Below are 19,806 nucleotides of genomic sequence, written 5' to 3' on the forward strand. Positions count from 1 at the left end.
CATGGTATTACCGTAGGGGAGTTGAGAGTCACCAACGATAATAGAAGCGTTTCCAGGTTTATCATGCTTGCTCACCCGATATTCTGCCTTTTGCGATCGTTTAAGGGACTAACCAATTCTCAAGGTGTAAATTTTGGATATTGACAAAGTGACGTATATTATCAGTTACTAAACAATCAGACCGAGAACGAGCAACGGCGGCAATGAGTGCATCAATTTGTCCAGTTGGTCTACCGATTTGTCTGAGTTCTCCTTGAATTTTGCCAAATTCGATAGCGGCATTCTCATCGAAGTTAATTTTAGGCAGTTGGTTGGCAAACTGTTCAACAATCAGCAGATTTTGCTGAACTCGACTCGAACAATAGACGCCTTTATAGAGTTCTCCAAGAACTAGAGTCACCAGATAACAGTCCTGGTATTTTTGCTGAAAATGAGCGATAGCCGATGGGTTTCCCTGAATAATCGCTATACAGATATTTGTATCGAGTAAGTACATCTGAATAGTTAGTTGAAATTATCAAAATCTATCGGTTCACCCAAATCAGCATGGCGTTCTCTATCAATCTGAGCAAAAATGTCTCCGATTTCTTGATCATCCTTCCATGCGCCAATAATGGCTTGTAGCTGTTGCCAATTGGGGTCAGGGTTCGATAAAGGAGTATCCGGAATCTCAATAAAAATTTCCACGCCATTAGGAACGGGAAGTTCTTGAAATAGCTCTATGGTTTTGCCGCGTATAATTCCTTTAACTTTCATGGGGGATTGTTGGGGTAATTTATATGGCACTATTGTAGCTTTACCCAGGTGGGTTCGTAGTCAGGGAACCTTAGCCCTAAAAAATTGTGGGCGAGTTTTCAACACTCTATATGTAGGCATTGCCCACCCTACTCAACTAAGTTGTTAGATGACATTGCCATTTAGCACCTGTTTAGCCGTTAACACCAGGTTGGGGAACCGATCACAGTGAACGCGATCGCTCCCTCTATATTCTGTCGGGTCATACCAACCTTCGACCAAGGTGAGGCGGGTGACTTTAGCCTCTAAGGGGTTAACTATCCAGTATTCAGATATCTTGCATCAGAGCAATGGTGCGTTACGCTTCGCTAACGCACCCTACGACTTTTTGCCGACCTAATCGCCAAATTTTCCCTCGACAGAGGGTTGAAACCATTGCAAGAAAGCCTATTCCCTATTCCCGATCGCCACCACAAGACTTATTCAGCAGCCCCTATTTAAACCCGCGCCCTTTGATTTTCTTCAATCAACCGCGCCGCAATTTTTCCCGAACTCATCACCCCTGGTAATCCCGCCCCCGGATGGGTTCCCGCCCCTACAAAATAGAGATTCGGAATATCTTCACTCTGATTATGAGGACGAAACCACGCCGACTGGGTGAGAATTGGTTCTACAGAAAACGCACTTCCTAAATAACTATTTAACGTATCCCGAAAATGCAACGGATCAATATAATATTCAGCAATAATATGCTGAGATAACTCCGGTAAATAATGCCGTTCCAAATACTCAATAATCTTATCCCGGTACGGTTTCGCCATCACCCGCCAATCGGTTTGACTTCCCAAATTAGGAACCGGGGATAACACATACCAACAATCACATCCGGGCGGGGCTAAGGATGGATCAGTAGCGGTAGGATGATGTAAGTACAAGGCAAAATCCTCTGTAAGCTGCTGGCGCACAAATATATCCCGCATCAATTCCCGATACCGAGTCCCCATCAAGATTTCATGGTGTGCCATGTCTTGATACTGACAATCTGTACCAAAATACAGCACAAACAATGACATGGAATAGCGCATCTGTTTAACCCGACGGTCATTATATTTGCGGCGAAATTTCGGGGGAATTAAATTCAAGTACGTAAACGCCACATCCGCATTACTCACCACCCCATCCGCTTTCAGCACTTCTCCCCCCTCTACCCTCACACCTGTGGCTTGTTTTGTCCGTTCATCTATGACAATTTCTGTTACCGATTGATTCAGCAACAATTGACCCCCAAGTTCCTGAAACAATTGCACTAACGCCTGAACTAATGCCCCCGTTCCTCCCATCGGAAACCAAATCCCAAACGCTTGTTCCAACTTATGAATCATCGCGTAAATAGCCGTACTCTGAAATGGATTTCCACCAATTAATAAAGGATGAAAACTAAACACTTGCCGCAATCGTTCATCTTGAATGTACTGATTCACCAACCCAGCCACAGATTTATAGGTCTGTAAGCGAATTAAATCCGGCGCCACGTTTAGCATATCGGTGAAGCGACTAAACGACTGATTCATCAAGGGCAATCCTTTCTCAAAAATCGCATTAGCCGCGTTAGCAAAGCGTTGATATCCAGCAACATCAGCCGGATTAAACGCCCGAATTTGTTCAATTAAATAGTCGGTGGAATTGTTGTAATGAAAAACTGATCCATCGGGAAAGCGAACATTATAAAACGGTTCCAGGGGGACCAGTTTGACATAATCCCTCGTCTTTTTCCCCGCTAAGGCAAATAACTCATCAATCAGATGTGGCACCGTGATAATCGTGGGACCCCCATCAAAGGTAAACCCCTGCTGTTGATAAACATAAGCACGCCCCCCAGCGCGATCGCGCTTTTCCACAATCGTCACCTGATGACCCCCAGCCTGTAACCGAATCGCCGCCGAGAGTCCACCAAATCCGCTACCAATGACCACAATATGCATAGTTAGTTTTGAGAATGTAGAGACGCGCTTTTGCAGCGTCTGTCTGAATGTAGGGGCGGGTTTGACTATTATCCTTTGTTTGAGACCTCATGTAACTCGCGCCCGCCCCGGTTGAACGGCTAAGGGAACGTTCTTGTTGCTATTGATGGTAACGTTTGACCAAGGACAACGGACAAATGACCAATGACAACGGACAAACCGCTTTATCATAGGTAAAGATGTAAAGAAATGTAAATTATATGCCAGATAAAGTTATAGTGGTCGTCGGTGCCACCGGAGGAATTGGATCGACTCTCACCCACCAATTAGCCAAAGAGGGAGCCAAATTAGTCCTCGCCGCCCGACAGAGCGATCGCCTAGCCACTTTGACCTCCCAACTCCCCATGGCTAACCTAGAGCAAGTCTTAAATGTACCCACAGATATCACCGATCTAGCCCAGGTGGAAACGCTGATGCAGAAAGCGGTTGACAAGTTTGGTCAAATTGACGTACTCATCAATGCAGCAGGAGCAGGAGTTCTTAAACAGTACAACAAAATTACATCGACTGACTTAGACGCGATGCTGGACTTAAATCTCAAAGGTAGCTTCTATACCTGTCAAGCCGCCGCCGAGGTGATGAAGGGTCAAAAATCCGGTCACATTTGTAACATCGTCGGCATTTTGGGCAAACATTCCATGGCGATGGCATCAGCCTACTGCGCCTCGAAGTTTGGCGTTGTCGGATTTAGCAAATGTATGGCAGATGAATTGAAGCGCTTTGGGATTAAATTTACCCTCTTTTACTTTGGCGGTGTCGATTCACCCTTCTGGGATAATGTCAGCTTAAAAGTCGATCGCCAAAAGATGCTCACTCCAGAGACAGCCGCTAATGCCATTCTGTTTGCCCTGAGCGCTGATCCGCAAGCCGTACCAATGGAAATCAACATCCAGCCAGAAAGCCATCTATTCTTTTAACCAGGGCGTCAAGTAAGCTGCCGGATCGGATATAGCGATGAGAATCGATCACATTCACTTTTATGTTAAAGATGCGCTAACTTGCCGCGATTGGTTTGTTCAGCAGATGGGTTTTGAATTTGTGGCATCGGGGGCAAGTTGTCACACCCGCACGACGATAGTCAACAGTGGTGCGATTTATTTTGTCCTGTCCTCTGCGATCGCGTCTAACAGTCCCGTTGCCCAGTTTCTGCGCCAGCATCCTCCGGGTGTTGCTGATATTGCATTTAAGGTGACTGACCTGGAATGGGTGATGGAACGGCTTCTCCAACGCGGCGCTAAGGTCATACAACCCCTTCAAACCCACAATTATGAGTATGGATGCCTAAAGTGGGCTAAAGTCGCTGCATGGGGCGATATGACTCACACTTTGGTTGAACGTTGTGGTATTCTTCCGATCCCCGACTTTCCGGTACAGGTAGACTGGCTCAAGTCACAAGTCCAACGTCAAACGTCAAACGTCAACACGTCCCCAACTGAGGCATTTACTCATATCGATCACATTGTCCTGAATGTGGCGGCGGGAGATTTGCCCAAAGCGGTTCAGTGGTATCAGCAGGTGTTGGACTTCCAACCGCAGCAGGTGTTTACCATCCACACTGAGAACTCTGGCTTATGTTCTCAGGTGATGGTGCATCCGGTAACTGGGACACAATTGCCGATTAATGAACCAACATCAGCGAATTCTCAAATTCAGGAATTTCTGGATGTGAACCGAGGACCGGGAATCCAGCATATTGCTCTAGCCACGAGAAACATTGTGAATGCGATCGCCCAACGGCGTCGCCAGGGTATGTCCTTCATCAACATTCCCCCCACTTATTACAGTCAACTGGGCGATCGCCATCCGAGTTATAATTTCTCGGCAGCCGAATGGGAGGCAATCACACAGCAGCAAATTTTAGTCGATTGGCAAGCTCAATCTCCGCAAGCGTTACTTCTGCAAACCTTTACCCAACCTATTTTTGCCGAACCCACCTTCTTTTTCGAGTTCATCGAACGGCGATGGGGAGCACAAGGGTTTGGTGAGGGGAATTTCCGCGCTCTGTTTGAGGCGATCGAGCGGGAGCAGGTCAAACGCGGTTGTTTGCCGATGGAAAAGAGGTGATCAGCAATTTCTAGAAAATAGGGAATAGGGAACAAGAACCAGAAAATAGATAGGGAAATTGAGGACAAGGGAGTTACTGAATCTCTACCTTGTCTTCTCCTCTTCCCCCCTTTCATCGCAGGAAGCTGCTAATCAGCCAGAACAATACCAAAGTGACCAAAGAGGCAAATTTCTCAATGGTCAAACTCATATCGGCTAGCAGTGACTCCAATGCTCCTCCGAGAACGGTTCCTAATGCCACACCTAGTAGTAAACCGACTAGGGTGAGCAATACAGCTCGACCAAATTGCTGTTCTTTGCGATTGAGAAAATAAATCGTACCGCCAAATCCCAAGGCGACAGCCAAGGTCAGAATTGACGCTTCCGGATAAAACAGAGTCAGACCCATCAATGCCAAGAACACAACCGTAGGTGCAACTAGATCACTCCTCGTCGGCGTATCTAACAGCCCTTGTAGCCAAGCCGGAGAGGAATTGGCTGAGGGTGAACTCAACCCCAAAGGGCTTTGTGGCACTTTTTCTCGTTCCGGAAAACGAATGCGTTCTGGAACCTTGATTTTTCCTTCTTGGCGCATTCTCAGGCGATCCATAATAATCGCATCATAAGCCGCCTCTACCGACTCGATCAGCTTAGGTTCGCCGCGATGCTGCTGCAGCAAGCGTCCTTTAGCATCCTGAATTTCATCAAAGGAAGCGTCTTCTGTAACCCCAAGTTTTTCGTAGGGATTTTGATCGCTCATTCAAAACCTCCTAGACATCCCTTTTTTCACTGGTATATGTAAGACTCTACACTGGTTATTATGATAGACATCGATGTTCTCAACCCTGCTGCACCCAACAGGTAACAGCCTAGTGACGTACCGAGTGCCATGCTAACTCCCTTGCAAGCTAGTGTAGCTTGTTCCTTGCACACAAGTCCTCTTGAGGCGAAAAATTCGTTGAGTTTCCCCAAGTGATGCCAGATCTGCCAAAAGCGGTTATGCTATTGGGCGGCAGCCCTATTTTCCCACTTGGGTAAAGATGCCAGACGCTATTGGCATCCCTGAGTTCTCTGGCGATAATTGACGTAAAGGCTTACTACGCTATTGATGTCACAAAAATCTATACCCTGATTCCTGATCCAGCTACGCTAGAAGAGTATTGACTAAAATGCTCAATACATCCTAGTGGTGAATAGGTGTGCATCTTGTATCAATCCCTGAAATTAGTTCTCCGTGGAAATTTATGACCATGGTCTCCGCCAAAATTCTTGTCGTGGACGACGATCCGGCAATCCGTAATTTAATAATTCGCTTTTTGAGCACAAAGAACTATCAAATGGAGTCGGCGCAGGATGGTAAGACGGCTCTAGCCGCATTTAAGCAGTTCAACCCAGACTTAGTGATTCTGGATGTGAATTTGCCGGACGCCATTGGCTACAACCTTTGCCGGGAAATGCAAAGCATCAATGATGTTTTTGTCCTCTTCCTCACGTCTCGCGATCAACCCGATGACAAAAACCAAGGGTTCAAACAGGGTGGTGACGATTATCTCACCAAACCCTTCGATTTAATGGAACTCGAAAACCGAGTTGCGGCGATTTTAAGACGTAAGCGAGAAATTACGCCGACTGATCAGCAACGTCTCGTTTACAATAACTTGACGATTGATCCCACCCGTCGGGAGGTGACCCTTCACGACCAACTTGTCCCCTTGACCGCGTTAGAGTTCGACTTGTTACATTTCTTAGCATCTCATCCGGGTCAAGTCCTGCGCCGTTCTGAATTAATTCAGGAAGTGTGGGAATACGACTATGTCGGAGATCAACGAGTTGTTGACGTTCATATTGGACAAATTCGCAAAAAGATCGAAATCGATGCGAGTGAACCGAAATTAATCCAAACGATTCGGGGAGTTGGCTACAAGTTTGAAGCACCCAACACCGACCAAAATGGGAAACTGCCCTCTTGAACGACTGACACCATGGCGTAAGCTTGGTGTCAGGCTTGGTGTCAGCTTTTGAGGTTATCAAGCATTACTTCATTCTAGAAAGCAGTTAGTGTCTACTCACCCGTTGTCTTCACGTTCGCTGACAAAATAATTTTTAGCTGGCTTGAGACGGAGTAGCGGCGTGATTATTGCTATCTGTGGAATCAGCTTCAGCAGTCGCTTGCGGCTGAGTTTCAGACGGTGCTGGTGTTTTCGCCGCTTGCTCTAACTGTTGAGCCTCACGCTTAAATTCTGTTTCAAATTCTCTCGAGGCATCTTGAAAACCGCGAATGGCTTTCCCCAGACTCCGACCAATCTCCGGCAACTTTTTCGGTCCAAATACCAATAGCGCCACAATCAAAATTAGCGCCATTTCCGGTAAACCAATACCAAAAACGTTCACTTCATACCCTCCTGAGCTACCAAAACCTTTGTCTATTGTGTATCAAATCTAACGTCTAATTCTGTACGGATAACCCTCTCCCCACTGACAAACCAACAGGGAGAGAAGCGTCATGGTTCATGCCTGACTAGAGAGCCGTTGATGGCGATGAACCATGAACGATAAACCATGAACAATCAACACCTAGAGACCTATTGACCTAGGCTTCTCCAATCCACATTGATGTTCTCTAGCAACAGCGAAGAGTTGTATAGCTGCAAGATAATTAGCAAGAAAACGAAGAATAAGAGAATGAACACCGCCATTAACGGCGTTGTTCCCCAACCGGGAGCCACTTTACCATATTCAGAGTTCAGGGGTTTGAGAATATCTCCTAACCACGTCCGTTGTGCCATGGGTCACCTATGATTAATTTCGATCACGTTTTGTAATGTTCTGTAATATTATAGAGGAAGAAGACTCATCTATTGATACCTAAAATGGAACCTGCAATAGTTCTTAGCATTTCAGTCGCTGTGATTCTGATCGCGGTCACTGCCTTCTCCATCTACACAGCGTTCGGTCCGCCTTCGGCTGAATTGAGTGATCCATTTGAAGACCATGAGGACTAAGCTTTGACTTGTTCCTGCTTCCAGACGTGCCATGGCACGTCTTTCCCCCATGAGAGCGAGTAGCTGAAGTATTTCCGCCATGCTGCACTAGGCTTCGCCCGAGTCAAAAATGCTAGACTGATAACTTGCGATTTTAGGAACTAAACATCTATGCTGCATCGGCGTTACCAGTTTGATTCGAGTCAAATCATGCACCGGGCTGAGGAGCTAGTCACCGCCGCTTCTAACCGCTATCGGATTACGGTGCAAGTGGCAAATCGGGCAAAGCGCCGTCGCTACGAAGATTTTGAAAATCTGGACGATCCGATGATGAAGCCAGTACTGCGGGCAATTATTGAAATGTCTGATGAATTGACCCAACCCGAAATTATTGGGGATTAAAGGCGGCGCGAGAATCATTATCCCGATTCACCATGATCAAAGTAAGACGGGAGAGTAAGGCGACGCGCTACTTTGTGCTTTTCACTCTTGCCTTGGTGACGAGTGTCGGCTTGTGCTGGGGCAAAGCAGGGATTGGGAATATCCCTGTTGCGCCAATTATAGGTTCCCAACCCGCCAGCGCCCAATTAATTCGATCGCAGGATAGGTGGCGTCAAGTGTATGAACAGTTGCCCGATTTTCCCCAAGAGAACCAATATGTCAGGAGTGAAACGGGCGAAGTCAATGTAGAGAGTACATTGGCAAGTCGTCTGATTCGTTATCACCTGTACGTGAAACGACGTCCTCCGAATTATCGATTTGATTGGAAGTTGACCCTGGCTGACTATCTGGGGGCGAATGAGTATATCAATGAATCTCAATATCCCGGTAGTAACACATTAAGGGAAAATCCGATGGCAGGCGATCGCACGGTGATAGAAAACCTGACTCGCCAGCAGCGAGAGGAGTTGATTGAGGTTTTGGTCAGCATTTTTAATCCCAATCGTTCCGATTCCCCAATGACAACCCCTAGTCAGCAGCCATCGCCACCCCCCACTCCTACTCCCCCAGCTAAACCCCGATTACCTCAACCTGGAGATGCTGATTTACTGCGTTGACGAGTTTCCGAGTTCCTGGGTACAGAATGTAGAATCCAGATAAGGTCGCAGTGGCACTAATCCGGTTTGAGACAGTAAACACTGTGCCTGTTCAGTTTGGAGAATTTCAGCAAACTTTGTCCCGATGGGTGGACGACTATTATCTCTGGGATAAATCACCGCTAAGGGATACGCTAAGGGATAGGTTTGGCGAATAAATGCCTCAACATTGGCTCCATAACTGCCTTTAGCATTACATAAGTCAGTGTCTGGCGTAATCGGTTGCTGGTTATCTTGTACTAAGGGTGAAATCGCATCCTTTTCTCCGTCAACAATCGCTAAGGGATAGACCGAACATTGTCCTAACACTTTACTGAGGGAATCAAAGCCGATCGCGCCAATGTTTCGCTGCTCAAAATCCCGAATCACTTGTCGCAGCGTCTCAAAGGTTTGGGTGCGGATAATCGGCGGACGACCTAAGTTGGCAAATGAGCGACTCGGTTGGTTACGTTGTTGCACAAGTGCTTCAAATTTGGCAATATTACTTGTATTCGTCTCCTGTTGCAAAACCCGCTGCTTAAACAGTTCAATTGCCTGATCACTGGGGGGAACATAGAGTTGAACCGGGAGATCTGGTCCCCCTAACTCTTGCCAATTAGTAATCTCTCCCGTGTAGAGTAGGCGTAATTGCTCAAAGCTAATTTGCCCATTTAAGGCGGCGGGTAAACTGTTTTCCCGTTGAGCATAACTGAAGGCGACAAAAACAACTAAGCCATCATGAGCCACTGCTTCTGCATCTAAGGAAAATCCTAATCGGTTAATGGGAGTCGCGATCGCAAACTCCGCGTCTTCCTCCCGAACCTGGGCGATCGCCTCTGTCCAAGTAGGGACAGGTTGATAGTTTAACTCTAATTTGGGTTGACGCTGGTATAATTCACCTGCCAAGGTGGTATCTTTGGCAATTAAATTGGGTTGCTCTAGAATATAATCCCACGCTCCGTATGCTTCTGCCGTATAGGTAAACGTTCCTGTGGGAATCCCGGACACCTGTTCAATACAACAGGGGAATGGTTCAGTGTCCATGGCAGTTTGGGGTTGATTTCTACCCAATAACCACCAGATTAATAATCCTAACAGTAGGAGTAGCAAAAGGAGCCAGAATAACCGAGGACGCCACCATCGCCGTTTCTTTTTCTTGACCTCGGCTTCGGCTTCGGGTTGGGAGAAGGGGGGAATAATTTGCGGTTCGGGGGGCAACTGTAATAAAGCGCGACGGGCAATTTCTGCGGTTTCAAAGGATGATGTGCCAATGCCAATTAGGGATAAAATATAGTCCTTAAACGCAGGTTGAATGGGCTGCCAATGCTGTTTAATTCGGGGATTGAAGGGTTGCAGCGTCTCCGGATCATGAGTGCCGCCATTTAAGAGATAAAATGCCACATAACCCAAGTCTTGTAAATCCTTTTTCGGGGATATCAAAGGACGTTCGACTAAAGGCGGATCAAATCGTCCTTCCCACAAGAGGAGATCACATAGATAGATAAAAAAGCCTTGGAAACTGGGAACAATCAGTAAGCTATCTAAACTGATATTGCCATCGGTGAGTCCTTGTTGGACTAAACCTGAAGGGAGACGAAACTTTTGTCCATGGAGAAATTCCAAACTTTGTAGGACTTGTTCCAAGATTTGTCGCACCTGATAACTGGTCATTGGACCGGTTTGGGCTACGTAACTGGCTAAGGTAGGATAGGTATCTAAGATCCCCTGGCTGACTAAATAGCAACGTTCAAATCGGGGATCTGCGATCGCGTCCCAGGGAGAGACGAGGCGAAAGTCTTGCACCCGTCCATCCGCCAAGGTGACACCCGCGAGATTGACAAAGGCGTCTTTGCGTAACTGAGTTTCTGGGACATTAAAATAGCGATCGGGTAGGAGGTATTCCCGAATAACGACAGGTTGACGAGTCGGGAGTTGCAGTCCTTGATAAAGCCGACCTCGACCCCGATTTTTCAGGAAGCCTTCAATTTGATAGGTTCCCCGAGTCCCGCGAATTTTGGTTTCCGGCGGTAGCAGCGTCGGAAATCCACATTGAGTACAATAGTTGGCACCGGGTTGTTCGAGCAGAGTTTGTTGCACCCATTCACAGTAAAAGGGATTTCCCCGGACACAGCGATATTCTGGATAGAGGGACTTTACCCCTGGCGGAACGACGACTTCTGTCACCACGCCACCTTCGGCTTCGGCTTCTACTCCTTCACCGGGTTTCGTTTTACCCGCCATGCGATCTTTGAGTTCATCTAAACTCGGCGCACGCTGTTTGAGTTCCTCTTGCAGAAACGGCATCAACCAAAGGAAACGCGCTGGAACAAACCGCAGTAGGATTGCTCGAAAGCGACCTGGAATCGTCTTGAAGCGATGGAAAATCCGACTCCCTTCAACGCTACGAAATCGTTGAAATAAGCGTCCCAGAAATCCTTTTGGGTTACCCTTAACCATAATGGCTACTCCTGCCAAGCTTTGTTTCGCGGTGTACTGCTATCCTGCCATAGCTACGGTGTTAAGATAATCAATTATTTCCCCAAGCGTTGAGAAATTTAACAAAATTTGCTTTTCCTAGAGTCGGAAGTCTGCTAGTGTAGCATTATTTGGTCAAATTAGGAGTTACCAGGAATGGCAAAGGAGCAAGTGGCAAAGCTGTTTCGAGATGCTCAAGCGAACCCCTCTTTAAAAGAGGAACTCAGATCCGCCCCCAACGTAGACGCTTTTATCCAAATGGCGAAAGAACGAGGTTATGACTTTACTGTGGAAGAGTGGCAAGCAATGACGGGGTTTTCGGTGGAAGAAGTCGAGGGTAAATTGTCAGAAATTCCTGGATTATAAGGGTTTATTCGTAATTCGTCAAAATGATATTAAATCCATTGACCGTTTACTTCTCTTTCACTTCGTTCGAGGACATGGTTCGAGGGACTGCTTTGACCTGTTCCTTGTTCCCTATTCCCTTTTTTAGCTTAAGTGCAACTATTCTCTGAAAAAAGCTTGTATTCCAGCGTTAAAGCACTGGAAACTCGGCGATTGATTATTCTGAGGTTGCATATACTCAGAAATTGTTCGCGCTGCTTCAACCTTGTTCAAGCCGCCTTGATGGTATCCCTTCCCTTTTAGTAAGGTTTCCAAAGCTTCCCAGGTTCCTCCTTTAATTGCATCAGGGTAACGATAACGTTGTTGAGTAGCAAAACTTTTTGCTATTTTGGGATACGCTTGGCAGATAGCGGTTGCGTCTCCTAAAAACCAGGCTTCAAGCTCTTCAATCGCAATGCGATTGAGTACGGTGAATTGTTGGCTTGAAGTACTGGATTTAGTTGTAAATCCACTGAGAATGGCATAATCTTCAAGGCTTTTTTTTAGGTCTTGGCAATCATCATTGTCACGATCACAAAGAACAACAATCCGCCAATCATCTGGCAGCCAGGAGCGATAACCTTTGAGTCGTTGAGGAAGTTTCTTCAACAAATCCGATTTTCCTTGGAACGAATGAAGTTCAAACTCAACATCAGAGGGAAGAATTTTCGGCAATAGGTTGTCAAGGGCAACTTTTGCTGAATATTCTTCCACTAAAACTTCTAAGTGTAATACCGTCATGTCGATCAGAACTACTCATGATTACTAACGTTTAGTTTTAGGCGCACCCTGGTTTTTAAGGGGATCACCAAATTCAAAGTACCCCTCCATCCAGAGATTACCCAGGGTTGCACCTTCAGCCATAAATTCAGGAATACCCCGCATATCGGCAGCACGCTTCGCCTGAGTGAAGCCCTCTTCATCACGATAGAGTACCCAAAGTTCTTCTGGGCGCAGAGCATCGACAAAGTAAGGTGAGTGAGTCGTCACCATTAACTGGCTTTGTCCAGATGCAGTTCGGCACTCTTCGGCTAGCTCAGGTAGCAAACGAGGGTGAAGATGGTTTTCTGGCTCTTCAATGCCGATGAGTTTAGGTGGATCAGGATCATAGAGAACAGTCAAATAGGCAAACATTTTCAGGGTGCCATCTGAGGCAAATTTAGCCAAAATGGGTCTTTGAAATGGGGCATCTTTGACTTGTAATAGCAGTCGCCCATCCTGCATCATCTCGGCATCAATGCTTTCTAAGCGGGGAATCCGACGAGTCAAGGTGGTTAGAATTTGATCGAGTCGATCAGGATACTGTTCTTTGAGATATTGAATGACATTGGGTAAGTTATCACCGATTTCGGAGAGCCTTTCTTGAGGACCTGCTTCGGGGGTACTACGGGTATGATCAGCCGTGAGATAAGACAAATACCAACCACTGATAAATCGACGCAGAGCGCTTACCCGAGGATTACTGGCGAATTGTCCCAGGGTATTCACGGCGAGAATATCAGGAGAGTCTAGCTGTTGAGAAATACGTTCGTCTTCTTTTTCGGGCATTTCACCGCTAATGACTTCACCTATCCCCTCCTTAAAGTTCAAAAACTGAAATGGCGCACCTTTTTGTCCTCGCCGCCATTGTAGAGATTCTTGTGCAACGTAGGGACCACGATTGCCTTCGTCGATTGCTAGGTAGTAGGTGATGATTGGAGCTTTTGGCTGTTCCCGATATTTCAACTCAAAGGATATTGGACCTTCCGCCCCCCGAGTTCGCAATTCTCGAAACCGTCCCCGTCGATCCCAAGCCCGACGTAGACCCAATTGAAAGCATTCGGACAGAAATGCGAATATATCAAAAATGGTGGATTTACCACTGCCATTTGGACCCAAGAAGACTGTTAGTGGTGTAATATTTTTCAGTTCAAGATCGCGTAAAGCACGATAGTTTTTGACTCTCAGTTGCTCGATGCGGGGAATAACGGGTTTGGGCATAGTGGATTGGATGGTTAGTCTTCTAGATTGTACAACCGCCTCCTTCTCCCTCAGTTCGTCAAACGCTATCTATGATTGCCATTTCCGAAGATTCCAGCCGATAAAGGAATCAGCCACTCCCTCTAACCTCGCTACAATAGGGTCTGCTGTAGGGAGTCTTGTGGTGGGGAGAGGCAATAGGGAATAGGCTTTCTTGCAATGGTTTCAACCCTCTGTCAAGGGAAAATTTGGTGCTTAGGTCGGCTTGCAATTCCAGGATGCAAGAGGGTGGTAGTGTAAAAACGAAAGCACTTGTTGGGTCAGAAAATGGCTTGAAACCCCTATCTAGTCTACCTTCCATACTCATGCAGCAAGCCTTACAATAGAAGACTGGAGCGTAACGCTTCATATCTGTAAGGGGGATAGAGACGATGGGTTTGCCAGTAGTTGCTGTAATCGGACGCCCGAATGTGGGCAAATCAACGCTTGTTAATCGGTTAGCCGGGGTGATGGATGCGATTGTCCATGATCAACCGGGAGTTATATCACTTCCGTTTAGGTAGTCATTATAAAAATAGCCTCAAACCCTTGTACTGTCGTACTGCAAGGATGAGCATTTAAACGGAATTGATATTACCCGCGATCGCACCCGATGGATTAGCGGTTGATCATCAGCCTCGGCTTCCGGAGGCGGACATTATCGTGGTGGAGTCGGCTGAACCCTCAGCGCCGGAATCGCCTCAACCTAGACCTTGCTATAATCCCTTTGGCATCTTGTCACCCCCTCAGCCTGCTTCCCCTGCTCCCTACCCCCCCACAACACTTATTCAGCAGCCCCTAAGTAGAGCTAATCAATGATAATAGTTTTTTATATTTGAACTTCTGCTGAATTGGGTTAAATTATGAATAGAGACAAACAAACAAACCACACGGAGCAAATCCAACCATGTATACCACCTACCAAAACGGACTGATCAACACCACCCCTGTTGAAGCCAAGACAAACCCCATCACCCCTCCCACCTCACCCCAACAACCGATCAAGCCTCTGCAAACCATCAAGCAATGGTTAGAGACCATCGAAATTCACAACCCCGCCAAAGCTAGATTCTTCTGCAAAATGATTCCCGCCCAATGCCCCTTTGAACGCGATATCTGCCTCTTTGGGCGTCGGGTTGCTCACATTCCTCCCTTGTGCAAACTCAATCCTTTCTATGACGAATTCGTTAGCCTCCGCTTTCGCGCCCTGTGCTACTTGGCTGACCAATGTGGGGAGGATATCAGTGCTTATTGTTAGTCATTCGTCCTTTGTCCTTTATCATTGGTCATACTCGCTTTCCTGGAGAAGCAAGTTACGTCATTCGAGACTCAAAATCCATGACTCGCTGCAAAAATGCCCACTTATCGGCAATCTCTTCAATAATCTTAGCGGTCGGTTTTCCCGCACCATGACCTGCCTTCGTTTCAATACGAATTAAGACCGGATTATCTCCAGAATGTGCGGCTTGTAACGCTGCTGCAAACTTGAAACTATGGGCTGGAACCACGCGGTCATCATGATCCGCTGTCGTAATTAATGTTGCTGGATAAGCCGTCCCTGGCTTAAGATTATGTAACGGAGAATAGGCATAAAGTGCCTTAAACTCCTCTGGATTTTCCGGTGAACCAAAATCAGAACACCATGCCCAACCAATCGTAAACTTATGGAAGCGCAGCATATCCAGAACCCCAACTGAAGGAAGGGCAGCACGGAATAAATCGGGACGCTGGGTCATGCAAGCCCCGACTAATAAACCCCCATTACTTCCACCACCAATTGCCAGTTTTTGCGGACGAGTATATTGATGTTCAATTAACCATTCCGCTGCGGCAATAAAATCATCAAACACATTTTGCTTATTCAGCTTTGTTCCCGCTTGATGCCAATCTTCGCCATACTCACCACCGCCTCGGAGATTCGGAATCGCATAGACACCTCCCATCTCCATCCACACCAGATTACTAATTGAAAAGCTGGGAGTTAGGGAGACATTAAAACCACCGTAACCATAGAGATAGGTGGGATTATTGCCATCTAACGCCAATCCCTTTTTATGGGTAATAAACATCGGCACTTGTGTCCCATCTTTACTTGGGTAAAATACTTGCCGCGTTTCGTATTGACTCGGGTCAAAGTCTACCGTCGGTTGGCGAAATAGGGAACTGTCCCCGGTTACCATATCGTAGCGGTAAATTGTGGCTGGGGTGGTGAAACTGGTAAATACATAGAACGTTTCCGTATCATAACGCTTCCCACTGAATCCTCCGGCTGACCCAATTCCCGGTAATTCCACCTCCCGGATAAAGGCACCATTGAGATCAAAAATTTTAATTGAAGAACGGGCATCTTTGAGGTAATCGGCGACAAACTGGTTATTCAGAACCCCGACATCTTCTAATGTTTCTTCAGCTTCGGGAATCAGTTCTTGCCAGTTCTCCCGCCCTGGGTTATGAATATCAATGGCAATTACTCGACTTCGTGGGGCGTCTAAGTCAGTTTGGAACCAGAAGATTGACCCGTCATTGTCAATCAGACTGAAATTCGCTTCAAACTCGGAAATCAATTCGACGATGGGAGAATCGGGAGTTTGTAAGTCTTTGTAGAAAACCAGATTCTTGGGATCAGTTCCTTGACTGACATAAATAATCAGATAATGCCCATCTTCCGTCACCGCCCCATTAAACATCCATTCCTTCTGGTCAGGGCGATGATAAATTAACAGATCATCGGATTGGGCTGTGCCGAGTTTGTGATAATAGAGTTTGTGATAATAATTGATATCTTCTAATTTTGTGGCATCATTGGGTTCGTCATAGCGGCTATAGAAAAACCCTTGATTATCCGTTGTCCAGGATGCACCGGAAAACTTTACCCATTTAAGATGATCGGATAAATCGTCTCCCGTTTCCACATCCCGTACTTTCCATTCTTGCCAGTCGGAACCGGAGGTAGACAAACCATACGCCATACGGTTCCCATCGTCACTAATAGCTGCACCCGATAGGGCGATAGTCCCGTCTTCGGAGAGGGTGTTGGGGTCAATCAGGAGTCTGGGTTCCCCATCGAGAGAGGTTAAGGTGTAGAGAACGCTTTGGTTCTGGAGTCCATCATTTTTGAAATAGAAGTAGCGGTTCCCTTCTTTATCGGGAATGCCATATTTTTCGTAATTCCAGAGTTGGGTGATGCGTTGCTTTAGGGATTCTCGTTGGGGAATGTCTTCCAGATAGCCGAAGGTGACTTTATTTTGCGCGTCTACCCAGGCTTTGGTTTCTTCAGAGTCGGGATCTTCTAACCAGCGATAGGGATCAGCGACGTTCGTGCCATGATAGTCATCTACTTGATCAGCTTGGCGGGTGGTAGGGTAGGTCAGAGGGTGGTGGGAAGATGGCATAGTCGGGAATGGGAGGCAGCGTTTTCTAGTGTAGCGCTCTTTGGGGAAAGGTTAGGAAGCCTGTGGAGGATGGGATGCGATCGCGTAGAGATTACCATAAGCTCTCATGCATTTAAATTGAGTATTAGTAGTGAGCAAGATGCTCGCATTACAAGGATTTCACCCTTGTTAACATTAAGGTTTAAATGCCGAACAGTTTACCAGAACACAAGTAACGTAGTGGACTGACACAGCTAAAATTGTGGAATAGATTTGACGTTTAAACCGGGCGCACGCCATGCGCCCCTACAATGCTAATCCACCAATTAAGGTGTGCCACGCTAGTAGGGTGGGTTAGGCGGGATTTAAACGGAAGCGATAACCATTTAATGAACAATCCAACCTAACCCACCGATGTTAACTGGGAGGTGTATTATTTAATCAATGTTCTATCGGTATCCAATCCCCGATGGAATGAATAGCACAGAATTTAGTCAGAGCGATCGCGAATTACAGAAAGATCAGGATGCCGATGACTGTTAGGGGAATGATTTAGAGTGGGAATAATTGCTTCATTGCAGTATTCGCTGAGTGTTTCAGATGCAATCTTCTGGCATTTGTTGGATAATTTCCATTGTTCTAACGCTGACAGTGCAGACTCGTTGGAGCCAATCAATCACCTGTTCTTTGTAATCGGCAAACTTGTAGGTATTGAATTTTTCGCGGATGGTAGGATCTCTGGGTGTAGTCATTCAGCAGACGCTCAAAGGCATTGCGAATGCTGGTTTCCTTACGAGAACCCCCGTAGCGAATAATTTTTTCAACTTCTGCCTGATATTGCGTGATCAGCAATCTGGACATACAGCGACTCCCGGAATCCTAACACCTGGGCAAATTGAGGACTGAATCTAGCTTAACCCGCTTTGAATGGGAAGTTGAATAGTCGCCATGATGTAGGGGCGGGTTTAGTCACATCGGGGTTAGGCGAAGAAACGATAAGAGTAAAACCCGCCTTTACAGATGTACCATGACACCTCTGGAATATTCCCGCACCCGATTCCCGCGATAATCAACCATAGACCGCAACCCAGTTGAAGAAGCACCGGATGCACTGTAACACTTATAAAGACATACTATTGTATCCTGAGTGAGCAGACCACAGTGCAGTTTTTAACCCTAGGCATTTTTTCAATCAGTGTCCTTTGGCTGATTAGCGGTGCAGTTTTCTTTACCCTGCGGATGAAATTTATTAACATCCGGGGCTTTTGGCACGCCATTGAGGTGTTACGGGGAAAGTATGATGATCCTACCGAAGCTGGGGAGGTGTCTCATTTTCAAGCCCTGGCAACGGCGCTTTCGGCTACGGTGGGATTGGGTAATATTGCGGGAGTCGCGATCGCAATTAGTTTAGGGGGTCCGGGTGCGGTGGTGTGGATGACGCTGGGGGGACTGTTTGGGATGACGAGTAAGTTTGTTGAATGTACCCTGGGTCAGAAATATCGCGTGATTAAACCCGATGGTACGGTGGCTGGGGGTCCAATGTACTATTTGTCGGCGGGTTTGGCGGAAATGGGACATCAGAATTTGGGAAAGGTGTTAGCGGTTATTTTCTCGATTCTGGGTATTGGTGGCGCATTTGGCGGCGCAAGTATGTTTCAGGCGAACCAATCTTATGCGGCGATAACCACCGTTGTACCCTGGTTTGTGGGACGCAGTTGGCTGTATGGCTTGATTCTGGTTTGTTTCGTGGGAATGGTGATTATTGGCGGAATTAAACGGATTGGTCAAGTGGCGGGTGCGATTGTCCCGGCGATGTGCGTGATTTACTTTGTGGCGGCGCTGTGGATTCTGATGACGAATTTTATGGATATTCCCGGCGCGATGCTGACAATTCTTAACGGCGCATTATCTCCAGAGGCGGTGCAAGGGGGAGTGTTTGGCGTGATGATTCAAGGATTAAGGCGTTCGGCGTTTTCTAATGAAGCCGGGGTGGGTTCAGCCGCGATCGCACATTCTGCGGCTAGAAGCCAAGAACCTGTGCGGGAGGGGATTGTGGCACTCTTAGAACCGTTTATTGATACGGTGGTGATCTGTAATATGACGGCATTGGTGATTGTGATTACAGGCGTCTATCGCAATCCCGAATTTAATCAACTCAGTGGCGCGGAAGTCACCTCAGCCGCCTTTGGTACAGCGATTTCCTGGTTTCCCCTGATGCTTGCGATCGCGATTTTCTTTTTTGCCTTCTCGACGATGATTTCCTGGAGTTATTACGGCGAACGCTGTTGGGATTATTTGTTTGGGCAGAATAATTTAATACTCTATAAGGTGTTGTTTATCCTGGCGGTTTTTACGGGGGCGGTTTTAAGTTCGGGTGTGGTGATTAATTTTAGCGATGGTATGTTAATCGCTATGTCGTTTCCAAATTTACTCGGCGCTTATTTTCTATCGGGTCAAGTGGCTGGGGATTTAGATAAGTATATGCGGCGATTAAATAAAGGATTGGCTACAGCGCAATAAGTGGTGATTGTTCAGGGTTTATTGTTCTTAGAAATAAGGACAGGTTTTGTTTTTCCGTTATCGGTGGGGAGGGCGGGTTTTGTTGTTTCGTTATTGGTGAAGAGGGCGGGTTTTGTTTTTCCGTTATCGGTGAGTAGGGCGGGTTTTTGTTTTTAGATATATATGAGGAGGGCGGGTTTGGTAGTTGGGGTATGGGTGGGGT

21 protein-coding genes and 2 pseudogenes are annotated in these 19,806 nt (G+C 46.7%); 11 read left to right on the forward strand and 12 right to left on the reverse strand.

Annotation, left to right across the window (positions count from 1 at the left end; translation table 11 throughout):
• Positions 1 to 100 precede the first annotated feature (100 nt).
• From RIE73_RS15055 to RIE73_RS15065, 3 genes are all read right to left on the reverse strand, one after another.
• Positions 101 to 496, reverse strand: a complete 396-nt coding sequence (locus RIE73_RS15055; RefSeq protein WP_446401945.1) for a type II toxin-antitoxin system VapC family toxin — start codon at positions 494 to 496, stop codon at positions 101 to 103.
• Between the two features lie 8 nt (positions 497 to 504).
• Positions 505 to 756, reverse strand: coding sequence for a hypothetical protein (locus RIE73_RS15060; RefSeq protein ID WP_446401946.1), 252 nt, complete (start codon positions 754 to 756; stop codon positions 505 to 507).
• Positions 757 to 1,232: 476 nt separating this feature from the next.
• Positions 1,233 to 2,717 carry a phytoene desaturase gene (locus RIE73_RS15065; RefSeq protein WP_446401947.1) on the reverse strand — a complete coding sequence of 495 codons (1,485 nt, stop codon included), beginning with the start codon at positions 2,715 to 2,717 and terminating at the stop codon, positions 1,233 to 1,235.
• A gap of 239 nt (positions 2,718 to 2,956) precedes the next feature.
• On the opposite strand from RIE73_RS15065, the gene RIE73_RS15070 reads away from it, so the two are divergent.
• Together RIE73_RS15070 and hppD are read left to right on the forward strand one after the other, a co-directional pair.
• Positions 2,957 to 3,673, forward strand: a complete 717-nt coding sequence (locus tag RIE73_RS15070) for an SDR family oxidoreductase (protein WP_446401948.1) — start codon at positions 2,957 to 2,959, stop codon at positions 3,671 to 3,673.
• 37 nt (positions 3,674 to 3,710) lie between these two features.
• A complete protein-coding gene (gene hppD, locus RIE73_RS15075; RefSeq protein WP_446401949.1) occupies positions 3,711 to 4,820 on the forward strand; it encodes a 4-hydroxyphenylpyruvate dioxygenase in 1,110 nt (369 codons plus the stop codon).
• Positions 4,821 to 4,932: 112 nt separating this feature from the next.
• Here the strand turns inward: hppD and RIE73_RS15080 are convergent, their stop codons facing one another.
• Entirely contained in the window at positions 4,933 to 5,559 is a 627-nt protein-coding gene (locus RIE73_RS15080; RefSeq protein ID WP_446401950.1) for a CPP1-like family protein, read from the reverse strand.
• A gap of 490 nt (positions 5,560 to 6,049) precedes the next feature.
• Here RIE73_RS15080 and RIE73_RS15085 point away from each other — a divergent pair, with 490 nt between their 5' ends.
• Complete coding sequence (locus RIE73_RS15085) at positions 6,050 to 6,769, forward strand: response regulator transcription factor (protein WP_446401966.1); 720 nt, start codon at positions 6,050 to 6,052, stop codon at positions 6,767 to 6,769.
• 133 nt (positions 6,770 to 6,902) lie between these two features.
• On the opposite strand, the gene RIE73_RS15090 is transcribed toward RIE73_RS15085, so the two are convergent.
• Together RIE73_RS15090 and psbH are read right to left on the reverse strand one after the other, a co-directional pair.
• Positions 6,903 to 7,190 (reverse strand): TatA/E family twin arginine-targeting protein translocase, encoded by a 288-nt coding sequence (locus RIE73_RS15090; protein ID WP_446401951.1) that lies wholly within the window; start codon positions 7,188 to 7,190, stop codon positions 6,903 to 6,905.
• Positions 7,191 to 7,381: 191 nt separating this feature from the next.
• Entirely contained in the window at positions 7,382 to 7,585 is a 204-nt protein-coding gene (gene psbH, locus RIE73_RS15095; protein ID WP_446401952.1) for a photosystem II reaction center phosphoprotein PsbH, read from the reverse strand.
• 84 nt (positions 7,586 to 7,669) lie between these two features.
• On the opposite strand from psbH, the gene psbN reads away from it, so the two are divergent.
• The 3 genes from psbN (at position 7,670) to RIE73_RS15110 (ending at position 8,838) form a co-directional block, all read left to right on the forward strand.
• Positions 7,670 to 7,801, forward strand: coding sequence for a photosystem II reaction center protein PsbN (psbN, locus tag RIE73_RS15100; protein WP_446401953.1), 132 nt, complete (start codon positions 7,670 to 7,672; stop codon positions 7,799 to 7,801).
• Between the two features lie 150 nt (positions 7,802 to 7,951).
• Complete coding sequence (locus RIE73_RS15105) at positions 7,952 to 8,182, forward strand: DNA-directed RNA polymerase subunit omega (RefSeq protein WP_006099459.1); 231 nt, start codon at positions 7,952 to 7,954, stop codon at positions 8,180 to 8,182.
• Positions 8,183 to 8,214: 32 nt separating this feature from the next.
• Positions 8,215 to 8,838: a hypothetical protein gene (locus RIE73_RS15110; protein WP_446401954.1), complete on the forward strand. Its 624-nt coding sequence runs from the start codon at positions 8,215 to 8,217 to the stop codon at positions 8,836 to 8,838.
• Here RIE73_RS15110 and RIE73_RS15115 read toward each other — a convergent pair.
• On the reverse strand, positions 8,827 to 11,313 hold the full coding sequence (locus RIE73_RS15115; protein WP_446401955.1) for a substrate-binding domain-containing protein: 2,487 nt from the start codon (positions 11,311 to 11,313) through the stop codon (positions 8,827 to 8,829). The two genes, RIE73_RS15110 and RIE73_RS15115, sit on opposite strands and share 12 nt — an antisense overlap.
• A gap of 174 nt (positions 11,314 to 11,487) precedes the next feature.
• On the opposite strand from RIE73_RS15115, the gene RIE73_RS15120 reads away from it, so the two are divergent.
• Positions 11,488 to 11,697, forward strand: coding sequence for a Nif11-like leader peptide family natural product precursor (locus RIE73_RS15120; protein WP_446401956.1), 210 nt, complete (start codon positions 11,488 to 11,490; stop codon positions 11,695 to 11,697).
• Between the two features lie 138 nt (positions 11,698 to 11,835).
• On the opposite strand, the gene RIE73_RS15125 is transcribed toward RIE73_RS15120, so the two are convergent.
• Positions 11,836 to 12,456: a DUF4276 family protein gene (locus tag RIE73_RS15125; protein ID WP_446401957.1), complete on the reverse strand. Its 621-nt coding sequence runs from the start codon at positions 12,454 to 12,456 to the stop codon at positions 11,836 to 11,838.
• 24 nt (positions 12,457 to 12,480) lie between these two features.
• A complete protein-coding gene (locus RIE73_RS15130; RefSeq protein ID WP_446401958.1) occupies positions 12,481 to 13,695 on the reverse strand; it encodes an AAA family ATPase in 1,215 nt (404 codons plus the stop codon).
• A gap of 410 nt (positions 13,696 to 14,105) precedes the next feature.
• Between RIE73_RS15130 and RIE73_RS15135 the strand changes: the two are divergent.
• The 3 genes and pseudogenes from RIE73_RS15135 to RIE73_RS15145 all read left to right on the forward strand — a co-directional run.
• Positions 14,106 to 14,216: pseudogene (locus tag RIE73_RS15135) on the forward strand (GTPase); the annotation flags it as partial.
• A gap of 85 nt (positions 14,217 to 14,301) precedes the next feature.
• Positions 14,302 to 14,532 (forward strand): hypothetical protein, encoded by a 231-nt coding sequence (locus tag RIE73_RS15140; protein WP_446401959.1) that lies wholly within the window; start codon positions 14,302 to 14,304, stop codon positions 14,530 to 14,532.
• A gap of 88 nt (positions 14,533 to 14,620) precedes the next feature.
• Entirely contained in the window at positions 14,621 to 14,971 is a 351-nt protein-coding gene (locus tag RIE73_RS15145; RefSeq protein WP_446401960.1) for a Mo-dependent nitrogenase C-terminal domain-containing protein, read from the forward strand.
• Positions 14,972 to 15,026: 55 nt separating this feature from the next.
• On the opposite strand, the gene RIE73_RS15150 is transcribed toward RIE73_RS15145, so the two are convergent.
• From RIE73_RS15150 to RIE73_RS15160, 3 genes and pseudogenes are all read right to left on the reverse strand, one after another.
• A complete protein-coding gene (locus tag RIE73_RS15150; RefSeq protein ID WP_446401961.1) occupies positions 15,027 to 17,105 on the reverse strand; it encodes a prolyl oligopeptidase family serine peptidase in 2,079 nt (692 codons plus the stop codon).
• A 575-nt stretch (positions 17,106 to 17,680) separates the two neighbouring features.
• Positions 17,681 to 17,827, reverse strand: a pseudogene (locus RIE73_RS15155) (type ISP restriction/modification enzyme); the annotation flags it as partial.
• Positions 17,757 to 17,945 (reverse strand): hypothetical protein, encoded by a 189-nt coding sequence (locus RIE73_RS15160; RefSeq protein ID WP_446401967.1) that lies wholly within the window; start codon positions 17,943 to 17,945, stop codon positions 17,757 to 17,759. The gene RIE73_RS15160 and the pseudogene RIE73_RS15155, both read right to left, overlap by 71 nt.
• Before the next feature lie 300 nt (positions 17,946 to 18,245).
• Here RIE73_RS15160 and RIE73_RS15165 point away from each other — a divergent pair, with 300 nt between their 5' ends.
• Positions 18,246 to 19,604 carry an alanine/glycine:cation symporter family protein gene (locus RIE73_RS15165; protein ID WP_446401962.1) on the forward strand — a complete coding sequence of 453 codons (1,359 nt, stop codon included), beginning with the start codon at positions 18,246 to 18,248 and terminating at the stop codon, positions 19,602 to 19,604.
• Positions 19,605 to 19,806: the final 202 nt, after the last annotated feature.

The sequence above is a fragment of the Coleofasciculus sp. C1-SOL-03 genome (genome assembly GCF_040220555.1).
GTDB lineage: Bacteria > Cyanobacteriota > Cyanobacteriia > Cyanobacteriales > Coleofasciculaceae > Coleofasciculus.